The sequence below is a fragment of the Kitasatospora sp. NPDC001683 genome (genome assembly GCF_053596495.1).
The window spans coordinates 114148-131435 of the sequence record NZ_JBSFGK010000007.1; the positions used below are offsets into that span (position 1 = coordinate 114148).

General features: G+C 74.7%; 18 protein-coding genes. 4 read left to right on the forward strand and 14 right to left on the reverse strand.

Going from position 1 to position 17288, the window contains the following annotated elements:
- Positions 1 to 2: 2 nt before the first annotated feature.
- The 9 genes from ACWCYO_RS06080 to ACWCYO_RS06120 all read right to left on the reverse strand — a co-directional run bounded on the left by ACWCYO_RS06080 (position 3) and on the right by ACWCYO_RS06120 (position 10118).
- Positions 3 to 842 (reverse strand): arylamine N-acetyltransferase family protein, encoded by an 840-nt coding sequence (locus tag ACWCYO_RS06080; protein WP_449783533.1) that lies wholly within the window; start codon positions 840 to 842, stop codon positions 3 to 5.
- A 113-nt stretch (positions 843 to 955) separates the two neighbouring features.
- Positions 956 to 1555: a TIGR03086 family metal-binding protein gene (locus tag ACWCYO_RS06085; protein WP_449783534.1), complete on the reverse strand. Its 600-nt coding sequence runs from the start codon at positions 1553 to 1555 to the stop codon at positions 956 to 958.
- A 124-nt stretch (positions 1556 to 1679) separates the two neighbouring features.
- The gene (locus ACWCYO_RS06090; protein WP_449783535.1) at positions 1680 to 2435 is read right to left on the reverse strand and encodes an SDR family NAD(P)-dependent oxidoreductase; all 756 of its coding nucleotides are present in this window, start codon (positions 2433 to 2435) and stop codon (positions 1680 to 1682) included.
- Between the two features lie 134 nt (positions 2436 to 2569).
- Complete coding sequence (locus tag ACWCYO_RS06095) at positions 2570 to 2869, reverse strand: hypothetical protein (RefSeq protein WP_449783536.1); 300 nt, start codon at positions 2867 to 2869, stop codon at positions 2570 to 2572.
- A gap of 95 nt (positions 2870 to 2964) precedes the next feature.
- Positions 2965 to 3726, reverse strand: a complete 762-nt coding sequence (locus ACWCYO_RS06100; RefSeq protein WP_449783537.1) for a transglycosylase family protein — start codon at positions 3724 to 3726, stop codon at positions 2965 to 2967.
- A 554-nt stretch (positions 3727 to 4280) separates the two neighbouring features.
- Entirely contained in the window at positions 4281 to 4949 is a 669-nt protein-coding gene (locus ACWCYO_RS06105; protein WP_270141296.1) for a response regulator transcription factor, read from the reverse strand.
- An 80-nt stretch (positions 4950 to 5029) separates the two neighbouring features.
- Positions 5030 to 6691 (reverse strand): sensor histidine kinase, encoded by a 1662-nt coding sequence (locus ACWCYO_RS06110; protein ID WP_449783538.1) that lies wholly within the window; start codon positions 6689 to 6691, stop codon positions 5030 to 5032.
- Positions 6692 to 6844: 153 nt separating this feature from the next.
- Positions 6845 to 9415 carry a SpoIIE family protein phosphatase gene (locus tag ACWCYO_RS06115; RefSeq protein ID WP_449783539.1) on the reverse strand — a complete coding sequence of 857 codons (2571 nt, stop codon included), beginning with the start codon at positions 9413 to 9415 and terminating at the stop codon, positions 6845 to 6847.
- A 133-nt stretch (positions 9416 to 9548) separates the two neighbouring features.
- Positions 9549 to 10118, reverse strand: coding sequence for a Uma2 family endonuclease (locus tag ACWCYO_RS06120; RefSeq protein ID WP_270141301.1), 570 nt, complete (start codon positions 10116 to 10118; stop codon positions 9549 to 9551).
- Positions 10119 to 10268: 150 nt separating this feature from the next.
- Between ACWCYO_RS06120 and ACWCYO_RS06125 the strand changes: the two genes are divergently transcribed.
- Both ACWCYO_RS06125 and ACWCYO_RS06130 read left to right on the forward strand, forming a co-directional pair.
- Positions 10269 to 11573, forward strand: a complete 1305-nt coding sequence (locus ACWCYO_RS06125; RefSeq protein ID WP_449783540.1) for an outer membrane protein assembly factor BamB family protein — start codon at positions 10269 to 10271, stop codon at positions 11571 to 11573.
- Positions 11574 to 11619: 46 nt separating this feature from the next.
- Complete coding sequence (locus ACWCYO_RS06130) at positions 11620 to 12255, forward strand: uridine kinase (protein ID WP_449783541.1); 636 nt, start codon at positions 11620 to 11622, stop codon at positions 12253 to 12255.
- Positions 12256 to 12345: 90 nt separating this feature from the next.
- Here ACWCYO_RS06130 and ACWCYO_RS06135 read toward each other — a convergent pair whose 3' ends face one another.
- Both ACWCYO_RS06135 and ACWCYO_RS06140 read right to left on the reverse strand, forming a co-directional pair.
- Positions 12346 to 13152 (reverse strand): DNA-formamidopyrimidine glycosylase family protein, encoded by an 807-nt coding sequence (locus tag ACWCYO_RS06135; RefSeq protein WP_449783542.1) that lies wholly within the window; start codon positions 13150 to 13152, stop codon positions 12346 to 12348.
- 53 nt (positions 13153 to 13205) lie between these two features.
- Positions 13206 to 13667, reverse strand: a complete 462-nt coding sequence (locus tag ACWCYO_RS06140; RefSeq protein ID WP_449783543.1) for a universal stress protein — start codon at positions 13665 to 13667, stop codon at positions 13206 to 13208.
- A 102-nt stretch (positions 13668 to 13769) separates the two neighbouring features.
- Here ACWCYO_RS06140 and ACWCYO_RS06145 point away from each other — a divergent pair, with 102 nt between their 5' ends.
- A complete protein-coding gene (locus ACWCYO_RS06145; protein ID WP_270141309.1) occupies positions 13770 to 13946 on the forward strand; it encodes a hypothetical protein in 177 nt (58 codons plus the stop codon).
- On the opposite strand, the gene ACWCYO_RS06150 is transcribed toward ACWCYO_RS06145, so the two are convergent.
- From ACWCYO_RS06150 to ACWCYO_RS06160, 3 genes are all read right to left on the reverse strand, one after another.
- Entirely contained in the window at positions 13934 to 14893 is a 960-nt protein-coding gene (locus ACWCYO_RS06150) for a zinc metalloprotease (protein WP_449783544.1), read from the reverse strand. The two genes, ACWCYO_RS06145 and ACWCYO_RS06150, sit on opposite strands and share 13 nt — an antisense overlap.
- A gap of 98 nt (positions 14894 to 14991) precedes the next feature.
- Complete coding sequence (locus ACWCYO_RS06155; protein WP_449783545.1) at positions 14992 to 15555, reverse strand: AAA family ATPase; 564 nt, start codon at positions 15553 to 15555, stop codon at positions 14992 to 14994.
- Positions 15556 to 15801: 246 nt separating this feature from the next.
- Positions 15802 to 16728 (reverse strand): LLM class F420-dependent oxidoreductase, encoded by a 927-nt coding sequence (locus ACWCYO_RS06160; RefSeq protein ID WP_449783546.1) that lies wholly within the window; start codon positions 16726 to 16728, stop codon positions 15802 to 15804.
- A 142-nt stretch (positions 16729 to 16870) separates the two neighbouring features.
- Between ACWCYO_RS06160 and ACWCYO_RS06165 the strand changes: the two genes are divergently transcribed.
- Positions 16871 to 17224: a DUF6401 family natural product biosynthesis protein gene (locus tag ACWCYO_RS06165; RefSeq protein WP_270141314.1), complete on the forward strand. Its 354-nt coding sequence runs from the start codon at positions 16871 to 16873 to the stop codon at positions 17222 to 17224.
- Positions 17225 to 17288 lie beyond the last annotated feature (64 nt).

The following is a 17288-nucleotide window of genomic DNA, read 5'->3' on the forward strand; positions in this document are numbered from 1 at the left end:
CCTCACGGCCGCCCCGCGGTCTCCCACTCCCGGTGCGCGCTGCGGATCCGTTGCCACAGCTCCGCCCGCGCGGAGGCGTCGACGTCGGTCAGGTCCAGCCGGAAGACCCCGGTCAGGACCTCGTACCAGTCGTCGGCCGAGTCGACGGTCCGTTCGTCGGTGCCCCCGGCCTCGATCCGGCGCAGCACGCAGCCGCGCAGCACGTCCACGCCCTTGCCGTCGCGCCGGTGGGCGGTGAGGGTCCGGACGAAGCCGGACTCGGGGGAGGTGGACAGCCGGAGGTGCTCGGCGGCGAAGGAGGACAGCTCCACCGGCTCCGGCGCGAAGTCCATCCCGGTGAACGAGCCGCGCGGGTCATGGGTGAACCGCCAGCCGCCGGGCACCGCCGTCGACGGGGCCAGCGCGTAGGTGAACGGCCCCTGGGTGTGGCTGCCCTCGCGCAGCGGCAGCGGTTCGTACAGTCCGTCGCCGAGCCCAGCGTCGACCAGCCACCGCTCGCCGTCGAGCCGCACGGTGAGCGCGAGGTGGTTGCCGGACGCGCCCGCCGGGTCCTCGGGAGTGCTCTGCACCCCGGCCCGGTGCAGGGTGACGTCGTAGCCGAGGGCGGTCAGCAGCGCGCCGAGGGCCCCGTTGAGGTGAAAGCAGTAACCGCCCCGCCCGCGCACGATCCGGGCCACCGACTCCGCTGCGCCGATGCCCGTCGGCCGTCCCAGGTGGATGTCGAGGTTCTCGTAGGTGACCCGCTCCACCTGCGCCCGGTGCAGCGCCCACAGCGCCTCGGCGGTCGGGGCCGCCGGCCGGGCGACCCCCAGCGCGGCCAGGTATCCGTCGACGTCGATCACGCTTCTCCCTCGGACGATCAGATCGACAGGTGCCCTTCAGCGCCCGCGACCACCTCCAGCACCTCGTTCTCCGCCGTACCCAAGGAGCCTAGCAGGGGCGGTAGTTCGAGCGGCTAGGAGCCGGAGCCCGCCCAGGGGTCGCGGCCGAAGAAGGCGGCCAGCCGGTCGTACGCCGGGGCGTCCGACGGTGCGGGGACTTCGGGGCCGAAGGCGTGCTGGTCCGCCTCGTCGCCGCGGTACTCGGGTCTGAGGGCGCCGCGGGCCCAGTCGAGCGCCGCGAACGCGACCTGGTGGTCCAGGCCCTCGGTGGACTGGCCGGTGGCGTGCGCCAAGTCCCAGGCGTGGACGGCGAATTCGGCGGTCTGCTGGTCGACCGGGAAGCGTGCCGGGACGGTGCCGCCGGGGGTCTTCACCGTGCCGGTGAGGTCCCCGGCGGCACGCCAGGCATCGACCAGCCGCTCCGCGCCGGCCTCGAAGGCGTGCAGCCAGTCCTCCTCCACCCGCTCGAAGGACTGCGACCAGTCCGGTTGCCCGCCCTCGGCCCGCAGGGTGAACTGCCGCAGGTCGAACAGGAGGTGGCTGACCAGGTCGCCGACGTCCCAGGAGCGGCAGGGGGTCGGGTGGCCGGCCAGCTCGACGCCGGTGCCGTCGATCAGGCCGGCGGTCTGGGCGAGGGCCCGGGCGAGCAGCTCGATCGGGTCGTCCACCGTCATGGCACACCTCTCGGTCGGGGGCGCACGGTACGTGCCGGGCGATCGTAAGCGCGGGCACCGACGACCGCCGGGCACGACACCCGACCGCCCGGCACTCCACCGCCGCCCCCGGTCCGGCGGCAGGTCAGGCCGCGAATCCGCCGTCCACCGACAGTTCCGCGCCGGTGACGTACCGGCCGTCCTCGCCCACCAGGTAGGAGACGGCGCCCGCCACCTCCGTGACCGTGCCGTACCGGCCGAGGGCGGTGAAGCCGCGCTGGAAGTCGGCGGACGGGCCGTCGGCCGGGTTCATGTCGGTGTCGATCGGGCCCGGGTGGACCAGGTTGACGGTGATCCCGCGCGGGCCGAGCTCCCGGGCCAACGCCTTGGTCATGCCGATCAGCGCGGCCTTGCTGGTCGCGTAGAGCACGGCGCCGGGGAAGACGACCCGCTGGGCGATGCAGCTGCCGATGCCGACGATCCGCCCGCCCTCGGTCAGGTGCTCCACCGCCGCCTGGGCGTACAGGTACGGCGCCCGGACGTTCACCTCCAGCACCCGGTCGAGCTCCTCGATCGCGACCTCCTCGATCGCCCCGCCGGCGCCGACACCCGCGTTGTTCACCAGGACGTCCAGCCGCCCGAACCGCTCGGCGACCGCGGCCACCGCGGCGTGCACCGCCTCCGGGTCGGCGCTGTCGGCGCGCACGGCCCAGCCGGTGCGCCCCATCGCGGTGATCTTCGCGACCACCTCCTCGGCCCGCTCGGCCGAGCCCTGGCAGGTCACCGCCACGTCGGCGCCGTCCTCGGCCAGCCGCAGCGCGACCGCCGCCCCGATCCCCCGGCTGCCGCCGGTCACCAGGGCCACCTTGCCGTCGAGTGCCGCCGCACCGTTCATCGTCATCTCTCCAGGTCTCCTCGTTCACGCGTTCCGATCGCGGCCCCGGGCCGGTGCTCCGGTCGGTGTCCCGCTCTCGGTGTGTGAGTCGATCCTGGTCCGGATTCCTTGACATCTCCGGCGGTATTCAGACGTTGCGTTCAACGTTCAACTACGACTTGGACCGGCGGCGGGGCCAGCGGCCCGACCAGGTCGACGCCGGTCGACTCGGCTCCCACGGGCAGCACCCGGGCCGCCTCCGCGAGCGCCCGCCCCTCCCCGCTGCACAGGTCCAGCCAGCCGGGCGCGGACCCGCCGCGCTCCCGCAGCCAGGCGGCGGGAGCGAAGCCGAGCTCGCGGGCGTAGCCGTTCACTCCGCTGAGCCCGCGCCCCCGGTTCATCGCGCTGTTGGCCACCACGGGGGAGGCGGTGAGCTCACTGTCGCTGATCAGTCGGACCATCAGTCACCCCTACTGATGCCGGGATCCGCCGAACGCGCCGAGCGGCCACCCCGCGCAGGGTGGCCGCTCGTCCCGCGCCGGAGCGCGGCAGGGCGTCAGACGGTCAGGGTCTGACCCGGGAAGATCAGGTCCGGGTCGCCGCCGATGGTACGGACGTTCTTGCGGTACAGGCTGTCGGTGTCGACGCCGAACTTGGCGGCGATGTCGCTCAGCGTGTCACCGCTCCTGACGGTGTAGTCGCCGACGGAGGTGTTCCGCTCCGCCACCGGGGCCGACTGCGCCGGCTTGGCCGACGGACGGCCCTGCGCGGCCTTCGGAGCCTGCGACTTCGCCTTCGGGGCGGCCTGCTGGGCGCCCTTCGGAGCCGCCTTCGCGGCGCGCTTGGCCGACTTGACGGCCGCCGCACCCGAGTCCGAGGAGCCGGAGCCCGCCGAGGTGTCGACGGCGGCCGGGGCACCGCCCTTGCTCAGGCCCGCCTGCTTGGAGCAGACGGGCCAGGCGCCCGGCCCCTGCGAGGCGAGCACCTTCTCGGCGACGGCGATCTGCTGCGCCCTGGTCGCCTGGTCGGCCCGGGCGGCGTACGCGGTCCCACCGTACGCGGCCCAGGTGGAGGGGGTGAACTGCAGTCCGCCGTGGAAGCCGTTGCCGGTGCTGATGCTCCAGTTCCCGCCGCTCTCGCACTGGGCGACGGCGTCCCAGGTGGAGGAGGGTGCGGCGGAGGCCGAGGTGGCCGTGACGAGGCCGGCCACCGGCAGTGCCGCGACGGCGGCTCCTGCGACGACCGCCATCCGCAGGCGGTTGCGCTTGCTGGTGGCGGCGTTGTCGGTGGCAGCGGCGGTCTCGTGACGGGAAGTCATGAATGTCCTCTCGACAAGCCCCGGGCGGGCAGGCGGAACCAGGCCCGGGACATGGGCCGGTGGGTTGCGCTCACCTCACTCGTCGGGCGGCCGGACACGTGTCGGACGTGCCGTGCCGCCCCGGTCACCTCCACTCGCCGACGGCCTGTGCGAGCCGGTCCTGTCGGCGGGCACCGCCCTCGCGCCGGGGGTCAGTCGGCGGGCGGTGCGTCGGGGTGAACCCGGGTGGCGCTCGTTGCGCCGCCAAGAAAGCTAGGGGCATGTCCGGGGCACAGCAAGCAATTCTTGGTCTTCGCAGGTCAGTTGACTGTTACCGGCGGTATCGATCAAGAAACGATGCCGGATTTGACCGGGTTTGACCGCATTTTGAAGATCTAACGATCAATTTCCGTGCCCTCGCTCACATCTGTCCATCCGTGAAAGCCCGCACACCATCAACCGTCCGCGACCGGTGACTGACGCACCGTCACCACGACATCCGGAGTTCCCGGTTCGCGGCGCCAGTTGAGTGGCATCCACCACTGTGAACGCACTCCGCGACGATGCGAACGCACTCAGTTGCGACCGCCGAGCTCCGCATCCCGCGCCAGCAGCGCCGCCTGCACCCGGTTCTCGCAGCCCAGCTTGGCCAGGATCCGGCTGACGTACGTCTTCACCGTCGCCTCGCTCATGTGGATCCGGGCCCCCGCGTCCGCGTTGGACAGGCCCTCCCCGAGCAGCTCCAGCACCTCCAGCTCGCGCCCGGTGAGCACCTCCAGCCGGCGGCGCGCCTCCGCGCCGCGGGCCGCCGCCGAGGCGCTGCGCCCGGAGGCCAGCGAGTCGACGATGTGCCGGGTGGCGGCCGGGGAGAGGAAGGCGTTCCCGCCGGCCGCCGCCCGGACGGCCTGGATCAGCTCGTTCGGCGCGGTGTCCTTGAGCAGGAATCCGGCGCCTCCCTCGGTCACGGCGCGCAGGACGTTCTCGCGCTCCCCGAAGGTGGTGAGGATGATCGCCCGCGCGCCTGGTGCGACCCTCCCGAGCTCCCGAAGCGCCGTCAGTCCGTCCATCACCGGCATCTGGATGTCCAGCAGGACGACGTCCACCCGGTGCGCCCGGGCCAGGTCCAGCGCCTCCCGGCCGTCGGCGGCCTCCGCGACCACCTCGATGTCGTCGGCCGAACCCAGGATCATCCTGATCCCGGCCCGGATGAGCGGCTCGTCGTCGGCGACGAGGACTCGGATCACGCTGGTCATTCCCCTCGAACGGGCAATCGGGTGGGCGGCACCATCCTGACATCCCGGCCGGACGGCCCGGCAGGCGGTGGTCAGTCCTTGGCGACGTACTCCACCTTGTCCACCAGCACCCCGCCCTTGAAGCAGAACCGCGCCACGTGGTTGTCCGCCCAGGAGTCGCCGGGCTCGCTCTTGTCCAGCGAGTACCAGCGGCAGTGCGCGCCCTCCGGCCGGGGCGGCCCGGCTTTCTGGTAGTCGGAGGTGAAGAAGTCGTTGCCGGGCGGCAGTCGGCGCAGTACGTCGGCCCTCGACTCGCCCACCCGGATCTGCTCGTAGAGCGACGGCCGCACCGTCGAATCACTGGCGCCCCGGACCAGGGCGACCGCGCCCCAGACCATCAGGCCCGCCACGACCAGCGCGACCGTACCCACTCCGGCGGCGCAGCCGAGCACCGGGCGCCGGTGTCCGTCCGTCCCCCCGGCCGGCGGCACGGCGCCGGGCACCCAGTCCTCCTCCCCCGCCGGGGCGGCGGCGCCGTCGGCCTCCGCACCCTCGTAGGGCAGCACGGCCGCCAGCCGGAAGCCCTGCTCCGGCGTCGGCCCGGCGTGCACCATGCCGCCGACCAGCCGGGCGCGCTCCCGCAAGCCGGTCAGCCCCTGTCCGCCGCTCACCACCGAGCCCGCGCCGGCGTGCGCGCCCACGAGCTCCGGCGCGCGGGGATTGGTGACCTCCACCACCAGCGCGTCCGGCTCGTAGCGGAGCGCGACCGCGATCGGTGCGCCGGGGGCGTGCTTGTGCGCGTTGGTGAGCGCCTCCTGCACGATCCGGTACGCCGCGTGGTCGACCGCGGCCGCGAGCGGGCGCCGCTCGCCCTCGGTGGAGAACGCCATCCCGGCACCGGCCGCCCGGGAGGACTCCACCAGCCCCGCGATCCCGTCCACCCCGCCGCGGGCCGGCGCCGCGCCCGGCGCACCGACCGCCGGCGGCAGCGCCGTCGACTCGTCGTGCAGCACCCCGACCACCTCGCGCAGCTCGCGCATCGCCGCGACCGCCGCCTGCCGCAGCACACCGACCGCCTCCCGCTGCCGGTCGCCGAGGGTGCGGTCCACCTCCAGCGCGCCCGAGTGCACGGAGATCAGCGCGAGCTGGTGCCCCAGGCTGTCGTGCATGTCCTGGGCGATCCGGTGCCGCTCGCGCAGCCGCGCCTGGTGGACCACCATCGCCCGCTCGCGCACCAGCTGGTCGTTGCGCTCCCGCAGCGCGTCCAGCAGCGCGCGGCGCTGCGCCCGGTAGCGGCTGTAGAGCGCGGGGAGGACGGCGAACACCAGGAAGATGCCGAGCGAGACCCCGATGATCAGCTTGGGTGAGGACGTGCCGTCCTTCAGGGTCCCGGACGCGGAGAACAACAGGTAGCTCAGCACGAAGGCGCCGACCAGCCGCCAGACCCGGCCGATCCGCGCCCCGGCCGCCCAGCCCACGCAGGACAGCAGCGGCAACGGCCCGAGCGACCAGCCGGCGGTGATACCGGTCAGCACCAGGACGGTGGCCGGGAAGCCCTTCCGCAGCACCCACAGCACGGCGACGGCGAGCCCGAAGGGCAGCGCCAGACCGGTGCCGGAGACCAACTCCAGCAGGGCGCTGACCAGGCCCATCAGCAGGGCCAGCACGGCCTCGCCCACGACCCGCCGGGGCCGCCAGGGCCCCGGCAGCGCCGTCCGTACCGCCTTCGACCAGGCCCGTGCGATCGCATTCACCCGTCGAGGCTAACCGGCCGCCCGCCGCGCCCGCGGTCACCCTTCGTCGCGGTCCGCCCCGACGAAAGTCGCCGGTCCGCGGGCCGGTTCCGCCGCGCCCTCGAAGGCTCCGCGGGTCGGCTGTGCGCCGCCCTCGAAGGCTCCGCGGGTCGGCTATGCGCCGCCTTCGAAGCCCGTGAGCAGCAGCGCGACGTCGTCCACCCGCCCGGTCGAGCCGACCTCGCGCACCAGCCGCTCGGCCAGCTCCTCCAGCTCCTCCCCCGGCCGGCCTTGCGCCAGCGCGGCCCGCAGCCGGTCCACCCCCTGGTCGATCGCCAGCGCCGGATCCTCCACCAGCCCGTCGGTGTAGAGGACGAGCAGCGAGCCGGGCCGCAGCCGCAGTTCGCTGACCGGGTACGCCGCCCGGTCGTCCACGCCCAGCAGCGCCCCGCCCGGGACGTACAGCGCCTCGGCCCGCCCGTCCGGGTGGCGCAGCACCGGCGGCAGGTGCCCGGCCCGGCCGATCCGCACCGTGCCGTCCGCGGGGGTGAGGCGGACCAGGCAGCAGCTGGCGAGCAGCCCGGGGTCGAGGTCCAGCAACAGCCGGTTGGTGCGGGCGAGCACCCGGTCGGGCGGCTCGCCGCCGGTCGCGAAGGCGCGGACGGCGCTGCGCAGCTGCCCCATCGCGGCGGCCGCCGCGACGCTGTGGCCCTCGACGTCACCGATCACCAGGGTGAGGTCGGCGCCGGTGACGATCGCGTCGTACCAGTCGCCGCCGATCTCCATGCCCTGGGTGCCGGGCAGGTAGCGGGCGGCGGTGCGCAGGCCGGGCACCTGCGGCAGCCGGTGCGGCAGCAGGCCCTGCTGGAGGCCGCGGGCCAGGGCGAACTCGGCGTCGTACAGCCGGGCGCGTTCCAGGGCCTGGGCGATGAAGCCGCCGAGGCCGGTGAGCAGCCCGCGCTCCTCGACGGTGAAGGGGTGCGCGCGGTCGAAGCCCAGGATGCAACTGCCGACCTGACGGCCGGAGGCGATCAGCGGCAGGAAGGCCCAGGCGCCCATCTCGTCCAGGGCCAGGCCCGGGTAGGCGGCGGCGAGTTCACCCACTGACTCGAAGAAGATCGGGGTGCCGGTGCTGAGCGTCTCGGCGCCGGGGATGCGGGCATCCAGCGGGGTGCCCTCGAAGGCGTCCAGGAAGCCGGCCGGGTAGCCGGTCTGCGAGACCAGGTGCAGCCGTTGCTCGCGCACCGCGTAGATGGCGAGCTGCTGGCCGCCGAAGGCCGGGAGGATCTCCTCGGCCACGGCCCGGCACACGTCGCAGACGGTGACGGCCTCGGTGAGGGCGCTGGCCAGCTGGAGCAGGTGGTGGGTACTGCCCACGCCGCCCGTCCCGGCCGGTCCGGGACCGGCACCAGGACCGGCACCAGGACCAGGAGCGGGACCGGGACCGGCCGCGGGCGGCGGTTCGGCCGCTCCCGGCGGGGAGTCGGCGGCGATCACCCGGCCGGTGACGCCGTGCGGGTCGGGGAAGAGCGAGAAGGCCAGCCAGCCGTCCGACGGACGGGCGGCGAGGAAGGCGGTGGGCTGCTGGGAGAGCAGGGCGGCGCGGCAACGGTTCTCGTAGAAGGGGTCGGCGAGCCAGGGCAGCACCTCCCACGGGAGGTGGCCGACCAGGTCCTCCCGGTTCGCCCGCAGCAGCGGCTCGGCGGCCCGGTTGACGTAGCTGATCAGGCCGTCCGGATCGAGCGAGAAGACCCCCTCGCGCAGCCGCTCGACGGCGGCGGCCGCGGCGGTGAGGGTGCGCGCGTCCAGGACGGCGCCGACCAGGTGGGTCCGGCCGTCGGAGATCGCACCGGGCACCCGGGCCCACAGCTCCACCGGGTACGGGCGCCCGCCCGGCCCGAGCACCCGCACCCGGGCGGCCAGCACCTCGCCGCGCTCCAGGGCGGTCCGGGCGGCGGCCCGGAACTCGGGCACGTCCCCGGGGGCGATCCGCCCGGTCAGGCAGTCCACCGTGCCGTCGAACTGCCCGGGCGCGAAGCCGAAGATCTCCCGGAACTGCGCGTCCGCCGCCAGCTCGCCGGTGGCCACGTCCCAGTCGAACAGCCCGACCCGGGTGGTGGGCACGGACGGCGACGGCAGCTCCACCACCGCGGCGTCACCCCCCGGCTCCACCGAGTGCCCGGCCGCCGTCAACTCGGCCAGCCCGGCGCCCAGTTCGGAGGCGACCGCCACCAGCCGGCCGCCTTCCTCGGCGGGCACGCCGTCCTCCGAGGCCGGCCACTGCACGCTCAGTACCCCGAACCGCTCCCCGCCGTGCCCCACCGGCACACAGGCCGAGACGAAGTCGTACGGCAGCCCGACCGCGAGCTGCGGGAAGCGCCGCATGGTCTCCTCCGGATCGGACAGCGTGACGCTGCGGCCGGTCCGGAAGCACACCGCGACCGGCAACGGTCCGGCGGCCGCGACCCGCCGGAACGGACTCATGATCGACAGGGGCACCCCCGCGATGGTCTGCAGCACCAGCGACCGCCGGTCCCGCGACCGCAGGTACACCATCGCCCCGTACGCCCCGGTCGACCCCAGCACCCTGCGGACGGCCTCCGCCAGCAACGCGTCCCGCTCGTGCACCGCCTCCGGGAGCGCGGCCGCTCCCGGGAGCGCCGGCGACGCGGGTTCCGAAGCCGTCGCCGGGACCGCCCCACGGACCGGCTCGGCAGCCCCGCCGGTCGCCTGCGGATGGCACATGCTCCCTTGCTACGTCCGGCCCGGAACCCTGTCAAGGCGAGCCCCGCCCGCCCGGGCTGGCCCACGGCCCCCACTCGCCCCAGCCCGAGCGCCCCGGACACCCGACCGAACCACTCCCCGGACAGGTGACGGGCTACGGCAGCTTGGTGAGATCGACCTCCACCGGGTACGGCACCGCGGCCTTCACCAGTCCGGTGAACATCTCACCGACCCGGTAGGTCCTACTCTCCGCGTCCAGCAGATGCGTGTGCACGACCGGCACCCGGCCCGCCGCCTGCTCGACCAGCCAGTAGAAGGGGATTCCGGCCTTCGCGTACTGGTCGAGCTTGACCAGCCGGTCGGTGGTCTCCGAGCCCGGCGAGACGACCTCGACCAGCAGCAGTACGTGCTCCGGTCTGATCAGCGGCTCGTCGAAAGTGTCAGCACGGTAGACCACCACGTCGGGCCGACGGTTGTTGAGCGGCACATCCTGCAGCCGCACGTCGAAGTCAGTGTCCGCGATCCACTCCTCACCGCCCGCCTTGTCAAAGGCGTTCGCCAGAAGGCGCCCGATCCGGTTGTGACGCCTTGATGCGCTCGGGCTCACAACGACCATCCCGTCGACGATCTCGATCCCCGCACACTGCTCCTCGGTCCAGGAGTCGTACTCCTCACTGGTGATCTGCCGGTGCATCCACTCGGGTGCGATCATCTCGGCCGTCACGGCGTACCTCCCCTCGGCGGCTGGCGGGTCTGTGCTGTGCGCCACAGCATAGTGCAGCACAGCGACGGCTTCGGATGGTTCGGGGACCGTTCGATATCCTCCCGGCGGGTGGTGGCGCCGGGGCCGCCGGGGGGTGGAGGCGAGGAGCGGATGAAGTCGTCCGAGGAGGCCGCGCGGGAGGCTTCGTGGCAGTGGGCCGGGGAGGCGGACGGCGCGGGCGAGGCGCCCGGGGACGTGATCGGCGGGGGCGGGCCGCGGTTGAGTCGGCGGGGCCTGCTGGCCGGAGCCGGGGTGCTGGCGGTCGGCGGGGCGGTGTGGGCGCTCGGCCGCTCGGGTTCCGACGGACCGGCGCCGGGCCCGGCCAAGCCGGTGCCGACCGCGGTGTCCGGGCCGACGCCGCTGTGGACGTACCGGGGCGCGCAGGCGATGACCCCCGAGCGGCTGGTCGCCCCGCCACGGTGCCCGGTGTTCCTGTCCAAGGCCGGGCTGCAGGTCCTCGACCCGGCCGGCGGCGGCCCCGGGCGGCTGCTGGTGTTCGACCCGCCGCCACCGCCGAACTGGCCCAGCGACGCCGAACCGTCCGGCGGGAAGGTCGCGATCGGGCCGGAGTACATGTTCAGCACCGAGTCGAAGGGCCACCTGGACGCCCACCACCTCAGCGACCCGGCCCACGACTGGAGCCTGCCGCTGCCCGATGAGCTGTCGGGCCGGCTCCAGCTCACCTGCACGGACACCGGCGCCCTCTACGGCTACGCCTGGACCCCGTTCCGCCCGGAGGAGGTCTTCCCGAGCACCCGGGTCTTCGCCATCGGACCGGCGGACCGCACCCTGCTCTGGTCCGTCGCCGGCCCGCGCCAGGAGCGGCCGGTCGCCCTCGCCACCGGGGGCACCGCCGGCCTGCTGGCCTGCGCCCGTTCCCTCGGCGACGGCGCCGAGCTGGCGGTCCGGGACGCCGCCACCGGGCGGGAGCTGTGGACAGCCGGCGGCCCGGAGGGCCTGCGCTGGTGCGTCGCCGGCGGGGAGGGCTTCCTCGTCCCCGACGGCACCGGGGGCGTGCGCATGCTGGGCGTCGGCGGCGAGCCCGGCTGGACCCACTCCCCCGCCCGCGGCGAGTCCTGGCGGGCGCTGCCGCCCGTCCCGGACGGCGTCCGGGTGTTCGTCCCGCGGGACAGCGGCGTGGTCACCTGCAACGACCTGACCACCGGCGCCGTGCTGTGGTCCCGCAAACTGCCGTTCCCGCTGGACAGCCGCAGCCGTCCGCTGGTCGTCGGCGGCACGCTGTACGTCCCCGGTCCGGCGGCCGCCGGGGTCTTCGCGATCGACGTCGCGACCGGCCGACTCGGGTGGGCGTTCCACGACTCCGGCCCGGGCCGGGACGTCTGGTCCATCGCCACCGACGGGAGCCGTCTCTACGCCGGTCACGACGACGTCCTCTACGCCCTCCCGACGGCCTGACGCCCCCGCCGGCCCGAACGTCCGGACGAAGCGGCAGGATGGCCTGGTGCAGGTACGCCCGATCTCCCCCGACAAGCTGGCCGAGCTGCTCGCCGACCGGATCGCCGCGCTGCCCGGCGCCGGCGAACGGTGGCTGCGGATCGCCGTGGACGGCGCCGGGCCCGCCCGGCCCGAGCTGCTCGCCGACGCCCTGGTGGAGCCGCTGCGACTGCGCGGCCGCCCCACGCTGCGGGTCTCGGCGGCGGACTTCCTGCGCCCGGCCTCGATCCGACTGGAGTACGGGCATCAGGACGCGGACGCGTTCCACGACCTCTGGCTGGACGACGGCGCCCTGCTGCGCGAGGTGCTGGACCCGCTGGAGCCGGGCGGCAGCGGCCGGGTGCTGCCCTCGCTGCGCGACCCGGCGACGGACCGCTCGACCCGTGCCCCGTACGTCCGACTCCCGCCCGGGGGCGTGCTGTTGCTGGACGGCGCGCTGCTGCTCGGCCGCTGGCTGCCGCTGGAGCTGACCGTCCATCTGGCGCTCACTCCGGCCGCGCTGGCCCGCCGCACTCCGGCCGATCAGCAGTGGACGCTGCCCGCCTTCGCCCGCTACGAGGCGGAGACCGGGCCGGCCGAGGCCGCCGACGTCATCGTCCGGGTGGACGACCCGCGGCACCCCGCCCTGGTCGAGCGGTCGTAGGGCCCGACCGGCGGATCTCGTCGGGCCCGACCTGCGGATCTCGTAGGGCACGACCGGCGGATCTCGGGGGGCCCGGCAAGGATCCGCCGCTCAGGCCCTGCCGGTCGGGGCCGGCCCGCGCTGGCAGTAGGGGCACCAGAACACCGCCCGGTCCTGCGGGGCGTCGCCCTGGCGCCCGGTCCGGACGGGCGTGACGCAGCGCGGGCAGGGCCGCCCGGCCCGGCCGTAGACCCAGTGCTGGTAGCCGGGCCGGGTGTCACCGGTGGTGATGTGGCCGGGGCGCAGCTTGTTGGCCTCCAGCATCTGCCGGGCACGCTCCACCAGCCGGTCGGGGTGCGGGACTTCGCCGACCTCGGTCCACGGGGTCACACCGGCGACGAAGCACAGTTCGTTGGCGTAGACGTTGCCGATGCCGGCCAGGTTGCGCTGGTCGAGCAGGGCCTCGACGACCGGCCGGGCCGGGCGGGCGAGGAGTCGGCGGACGGCCTCGACCGGGTCCCAGTCGGGGCCGAGCAGGTCCGGGCCGAGGTGGCCGACGGCGCGCCGCTCGTCGGTGGTGCGCAGCAGTTCGACGACCGGCAGCCGGTAGCCGACGGCGGTGCCCTGCTCGGTGCCGAGGAGGGCACGGATCTGCCAGGCGGGGCCGCCGCTCCAGCGCTCGCCGGGCCGGTAGACCTCCCAGTGGCCGTCCATCCGCAGGTGGGTGTGCAGGGTGAGGCCGCCTTCGAGGCGGGTGAGCAGGTGCTTGCCGCGCGGGCGGACCTCCAGCACCCGGCGGCCGGCGAGCGCGGCGGTCGCGTACGCGGGCACCCGCAGTTCGGCGCTGGTCAGCAGCTGCCCGGCGAGGGCGTCGTGCAGCCGGGCCGCCACGCGGTAGATGGAGTCACCTTCTGGCATGACTCCATTCTGGTCCGCGTGGCGGCCCGGTGGGGCACCGGCCCCGGGTGGCGCTACCGGGCGTGCGCCCCGCCCTCGCCCTGGCCCTCGCGCACCACGACCACCGGGCAGGGCGCGTGCTCGGTGAGGTGGCGGCTGACGGAGCCGAGCAGCACGCCGGCGAAGCCGCCGAGGCCTCGGCTGCCGACGACCAGCAGCGCGGCGCCCTTGGCGACCTGCAGCAGGGCGCCGGCCGCGTTGCCGGGGACCACGCTCTCGCGGATCCGCACGCCGGGATCGTCGCCGACCACCCGGGCGACGCTCTCGGAGAGCGTCTTGCCGGCGAGTTCCTCCGGGTTGTAGACGTCGGCCGGCACGGCCGTCCCGCCCCAGCCGTAGAACGCCGGGTACTCCCAGGCGGCGATCGCGTCGATGGTCCCGCCGACGGCCTTGGCGTAGTCGACCGCCCAGCGCAGCGCCTGTTCCGAGGCGGGCGAGCCGTCCACACCGACGACGATCCGGGGGCTGGTGGTCATGCCGTGTCTCCTTCGGTTGCTCCTGCTCGGCTCCGACCCGCCAAACATAGATCGAACAGGACGAAACGGCCCGTCGTTGCCGCGCCGTACGCGGCGTTCCACATGGGCTGGCACGGGGACTCCCCGGGCGCCCTGGTCCCGGTGCTGCTGCCCCCTGAGGAGCGCCCGGCCGCCCGGCGGAAGGCCTCGGCCGGGGAGCACCGGACGTACGGGTTCCGTGCCGCCGACGGCCGGACACTGCTCCACCCGGACGTCTTCTGCCTGAATCAACTACGGTAGGCAGACCATGAGTTGGACATCATCTGGACCTGGCCCGGGGTGAACTGGGTCATGCAGGAGTCGTAGCCGTAGTCCATGAAGTTGTGGATCGGGTCGAGCTTGCCGCCCGGGCAGCTGTGGCGGCCCTCGGGGCAGCCGTAGGCGGGGGTGCGCTCGGGCGGGGTGTCGTCCACGTAGTCGCCCGGGGGCAGGCAGCCGCCCTGGAAGGTGTGGAACAGGCCGAACCAGTGGCCGATCTCGTGGGTGGCGGTGTTGCCCCCGTTGTAGTGGGTGGCCGGGCCGCCGGGCAGCGCGTCGTCCAGGATCACCACGCCGTCGTCGGTCGGGTGGGAGCGGTAGGCGTTGGGGAAGGTCGACCAGCCGAGCAGGGACTGGCCGAGGTGGGCGGTGTAGAGGTTGAGGGTGCGCTGGTCCCCCTTGCGCAGGGCGGTCTTCATCGCCTGTTCGGCGGCGGAGCCCGGGGTCATGCCGGTGTACCAGCCGGCGTTGTCGGTCCAGTCGGTGCCGGCCAGCTCGAAGTGGAACCCGGTGGGCGTGTTGCCCTCGCCCTGGCCGCCGTAGGTGGCGTTGAGGTGGTCGATCTGGGCGGCGACGACGGCCTCGTCCAGCCGGCCGGCGGCCCCGGAGTGGATCACGTGGACGTACACCGGGACGGTGGTCGGGGCGGCGGCCAGCGGGACGCGGGCGGAGCCGAGCCGGGCGAGCCGGTCCGCCAGGTCCGCCTGCATCGCCCGGGCCTCACCGGCGCTGACGGCGTTCGGGTCCCGGCCCGCCCGGCTGCCGACCGGCTTGCGGGCGGCCGCGTCGGTGCCGTCGCAGACGGCCGTCGCCACCGCGCGGTGCGGGACCGGCGCCGCGAACTGGCTCAGACCGGCCGCGGCGACCAGCGCGGCGGCGCAGGGGAACAGTCGGGGGGCGCGCGAGCGCACCCGGGCAGTACGGCGCATCAGCGCTCCTGACGGGGGGAGTTGACGGGGAGCCGACCGCTCATCGGGCCCGCCCGCCGCCCACCGGCGACCGGCGCCCGGCGCGGACCCGCCCGAGACTACGACGCCGAGAAGTCGATCTCCCGCAGGGCGCGCGCGGCACCCCGGTCGAGTACCACGGCCGACGCACAGCCAGCCGGCGGCCGCCCCGCCCCGAACAGCAGCCGGCGCAGCCGGGCGGCCGCGCCCCGGTGCCGGGCGAAGGCGTAGCGCGACACGACGCGTCCGCGCCGCCGCTGGCCCGCCCTGGCCTCGGCCGGGTCGGCGTCGAGCAGCAGCAGGTGCACCCGGCGGCCCTGCCGTGCGGCGGCGCGCACCAGCCAGGCCCGGACGAAGGGCAGGGTGCCGCAGTCGTGCACCGCGAGCGGTCCGCCGTCCAGGACGGCCCGGCGCAGCCGCCGGTAGTGGGCGAGCCGGGCGAGCGGGCGGTAGAGCGCGTACGGGAGGCGGCCGGGCAGCCGGGCCGCGTACTCCTCCCGGACCAGCTGGGAGTCGATCAGCGGGGCGCGGACGCAGCGGCGCATCAGGGTGCTCTTGCCGCTGCCGGGCAGTCCGGTGACGACGAGCAGGTCACCGGCGGGGTAGCGCAGCGCGACCGGGCCGGCGCCGCGCAGCTCGTGCACGCCGGTACGGACCACCCGGTGGTTGGCGGCTCGGTTCTCGGCAGCGCGGTTCTCGCCAACGCGGTTCTCGGCAGCGCGGTTCTCGGCAGCGCGGGGCGGCGGTACCCGTGGCACCGCCGCCCGCGATGTTCGTACGCCCGTCACCGGTCCTCCCCCGCCGTTCCGCTCCCAGGAGCATGGCGCATTCCCAAGAACGAGTAAAGACCCGTGGTCAGGGCGGGCGCGGAGGACCCCGGTGGAAGGCCGCTAGCCCAGCTGCGGGGCGACCCGGGAGGCGACCAGCTCCAGGTGGTCGAGGTCACCCAGGTCCAGCACCTGCAGGTAGACCCGCTGGCTGCCGACCGCCGCGTACCGGCCGATCTTCTCCACCACCTCGTCCGGGGTGCCGGCCAGGCCGTTCGCCTTCAGCTCGGCCACCTCGCGGCCGATCGCGGCCGCCCGGCGGGCCACCTCGGCGTCGTCCCGGCCGACGCAGAGCACCAGGGCGTTGGAGTACACCAGCTCGTCGGCCGAGCGGCCGGCCTGCTCGACGGCGGCCCGGACCCGGCCGAACTGGGCGGCGGTGTCGTCCAGCGAGGCGAACGGCAGGTTGAACTCGTCGGCGAAGCGGGCGGCCAGCGCCGGGGTGCGCTTCGGGCCGAGGCCGCCGACCAGTACCGGGATGCGCTCCTGGACGGGCTTGGGCAGCGCGGGCGAGTCGGTGAGCGTGTAGTACTTCCCCGCGAAGTCGAAGGTGTCGCCGAGCTTGGTCCGCCACAGCCCGGTGATGATCTCCAGCTGCTCCTCCAGCCGCCCGAACTTCTCCTTCGGGAAGGGGATGCCGTACGCGGTGTGCTCGGCCTCGTACCAGCCGGCGCCGAGGCCGAACTCGACCCGGCCGCCGCTCATCGCGTCGACCTGGGCGACCTGGATCGCGGTGACGCCCGGCAGCCGGAAGGTGCCGGCGGTCATCAGGGTGCCGAGGCGGATGGTGCTGGTGTCGCGGGCGAGGCCGGCCAGGGTGATCCAGGCGTCGGTGGGGCCGGGCAGGCCGTCGACGTCACCCATCTTCAGGTAGTGGTCGGAACGGAAGAAGGCGCTGAAGACCCCGAGTTCCTCGGCGGTGCGGGCCACCCGCAGGAGGGTGTCGTAGCTCGCGCCCTGCTGGGGCTCGGTGAAGATGCGAAGATCCATGCGGCCCATTCTGGTACGGAGCGCCCGGTCGTGGACGCAGGGAACCGGCCATGCCACGGAGCGTCCCCGAGGTGGCCAAGGTCTCAGCACGGAACCGTCACGGCCCGGCCTGCCGGCTCGGCGGTTCGCCTACCGTGGACGGATGTTCGCGACCCCCGACGAGTCCTTCCGGCGCTCCCCCGACGAGCCGGCCGGCTGCCCGCTGCCCGGCATCGTGGCCGCCTTCACGCCCCGGCTGGCCGAGTTCGCCTTCGAGCCCGGTTTCGTCGCGGCGGTCGACCAGCACACGGCGATGCTGCGCGAACTGCTGTACGCGCAGGGGCCGGAGCTCGCGCCCCGGCCCCTGGACCGTGAGGAACTGTCGGACTACGCGCTGGGCTTCCTGGACGCTCTCACCGAGATCGGCTGGCGGGAACCGGTCGGCTATGACTACGCCGTCACCCGGCTGACCGCGATCTGCTGGCTGGTGCGCGAACAGGGCCTGCTGGAGATCTGAGCCTCCCGGAGACGGCTTCTGAGCGGTCCTCGCCGTGCTCGATGCCTGGGCCGGCGGGTGGCCC

Bases quoted from the DNA above. Each gene is read 5' to 3' on its own strand.
- ACWCYO_RS06085 (WP_449783534.1), bottom strand. From the start codon at position 1,555: ATGACGGTGGACGACCCGATCGAGCTGCTCGCCCGGGCCCTCGCCCAG.
- ACWCYO_RS06090 (WP_449783535.1), bottom strand. From the start codon at position 2,435: ATGACGATGAACGGTGCGGCGGCACTCGACGGCAAGGTGGCCCTGGTG.
- ACWCYO_RS06095 (WP_449783536.1), bottom strand. From the start codon at position 2,869: ATGGTCCGACTGATCAGCGACAGTGAGCTCACCGCCTCCCCCGTGGTG.
- ACWCYO_RS06100 (WP_449783537.1), bottom strand. From the start codon at position 3,726: ATGACTTCCCGTCACGAGACCGCCGCTGCCACCGACAACGCCGCCACC.
- ACWCYO_RS06115 (WP_449783539.1), bottom strand. From the start codon at position 9,415: ATGTGCCATCCGCAGGCGACCGGCGGGGCTGCCGAGCCGGTCCGTGGG.
- ACWCYO_RS06125 (WP_449783540.1), top strand. From the start codon at position 10,269: ATGAAGTCGTCCGAGGAGGCCGCGCGGGAGGCTTCGTGGCAGTGGGCC.
- ACWCYO_RS06135 (WP_449783542.1), bottom strand. From the start codon at position 13,152: ATGCCAGAAGGTGACTCCATCTACCGCGTGGCGGCCCGGCTGCACGAC.
- ACWCYO_RS06140 (WP_449783543.1), bottom strand. From the start codon at position 13,667: ATGACCACCAGCCCCCGGATCGTCGTCGGTGTGGACGGCTCGCCCGCC.
- ACWCYO_RS06145 (WP_270141309.1), top strand. From the start codon at position 13,770: ATGGGCTGGCACGGGGACTCCCCGGGCGCCCTGGTCCCGGTGCTGCTG.
- ACWCYO_RS06150 (WP_449783544.1), bottom strand. From the start codon at position 14,893: ATGCGCCGTACTGCCCGGGTGCGCTCGCGCGCCCCCCGACTGTTCCCC.
- ACWCYO_RS06160 (WP_449783546.1), bottom strand. From the start codon at position 16,728: ATGGATCTTCGCATCTTCACCGAGCCCCAGCAGGGCGCGAGCTACGAC.
- ACWCYO_RS06165 (WP_270141314.1), top strand. From the start codon at position 16,871: ATGTTCGCGACCCCCGACGAGTCCTTCCGGCGCTCCCCCGACGAGCCG.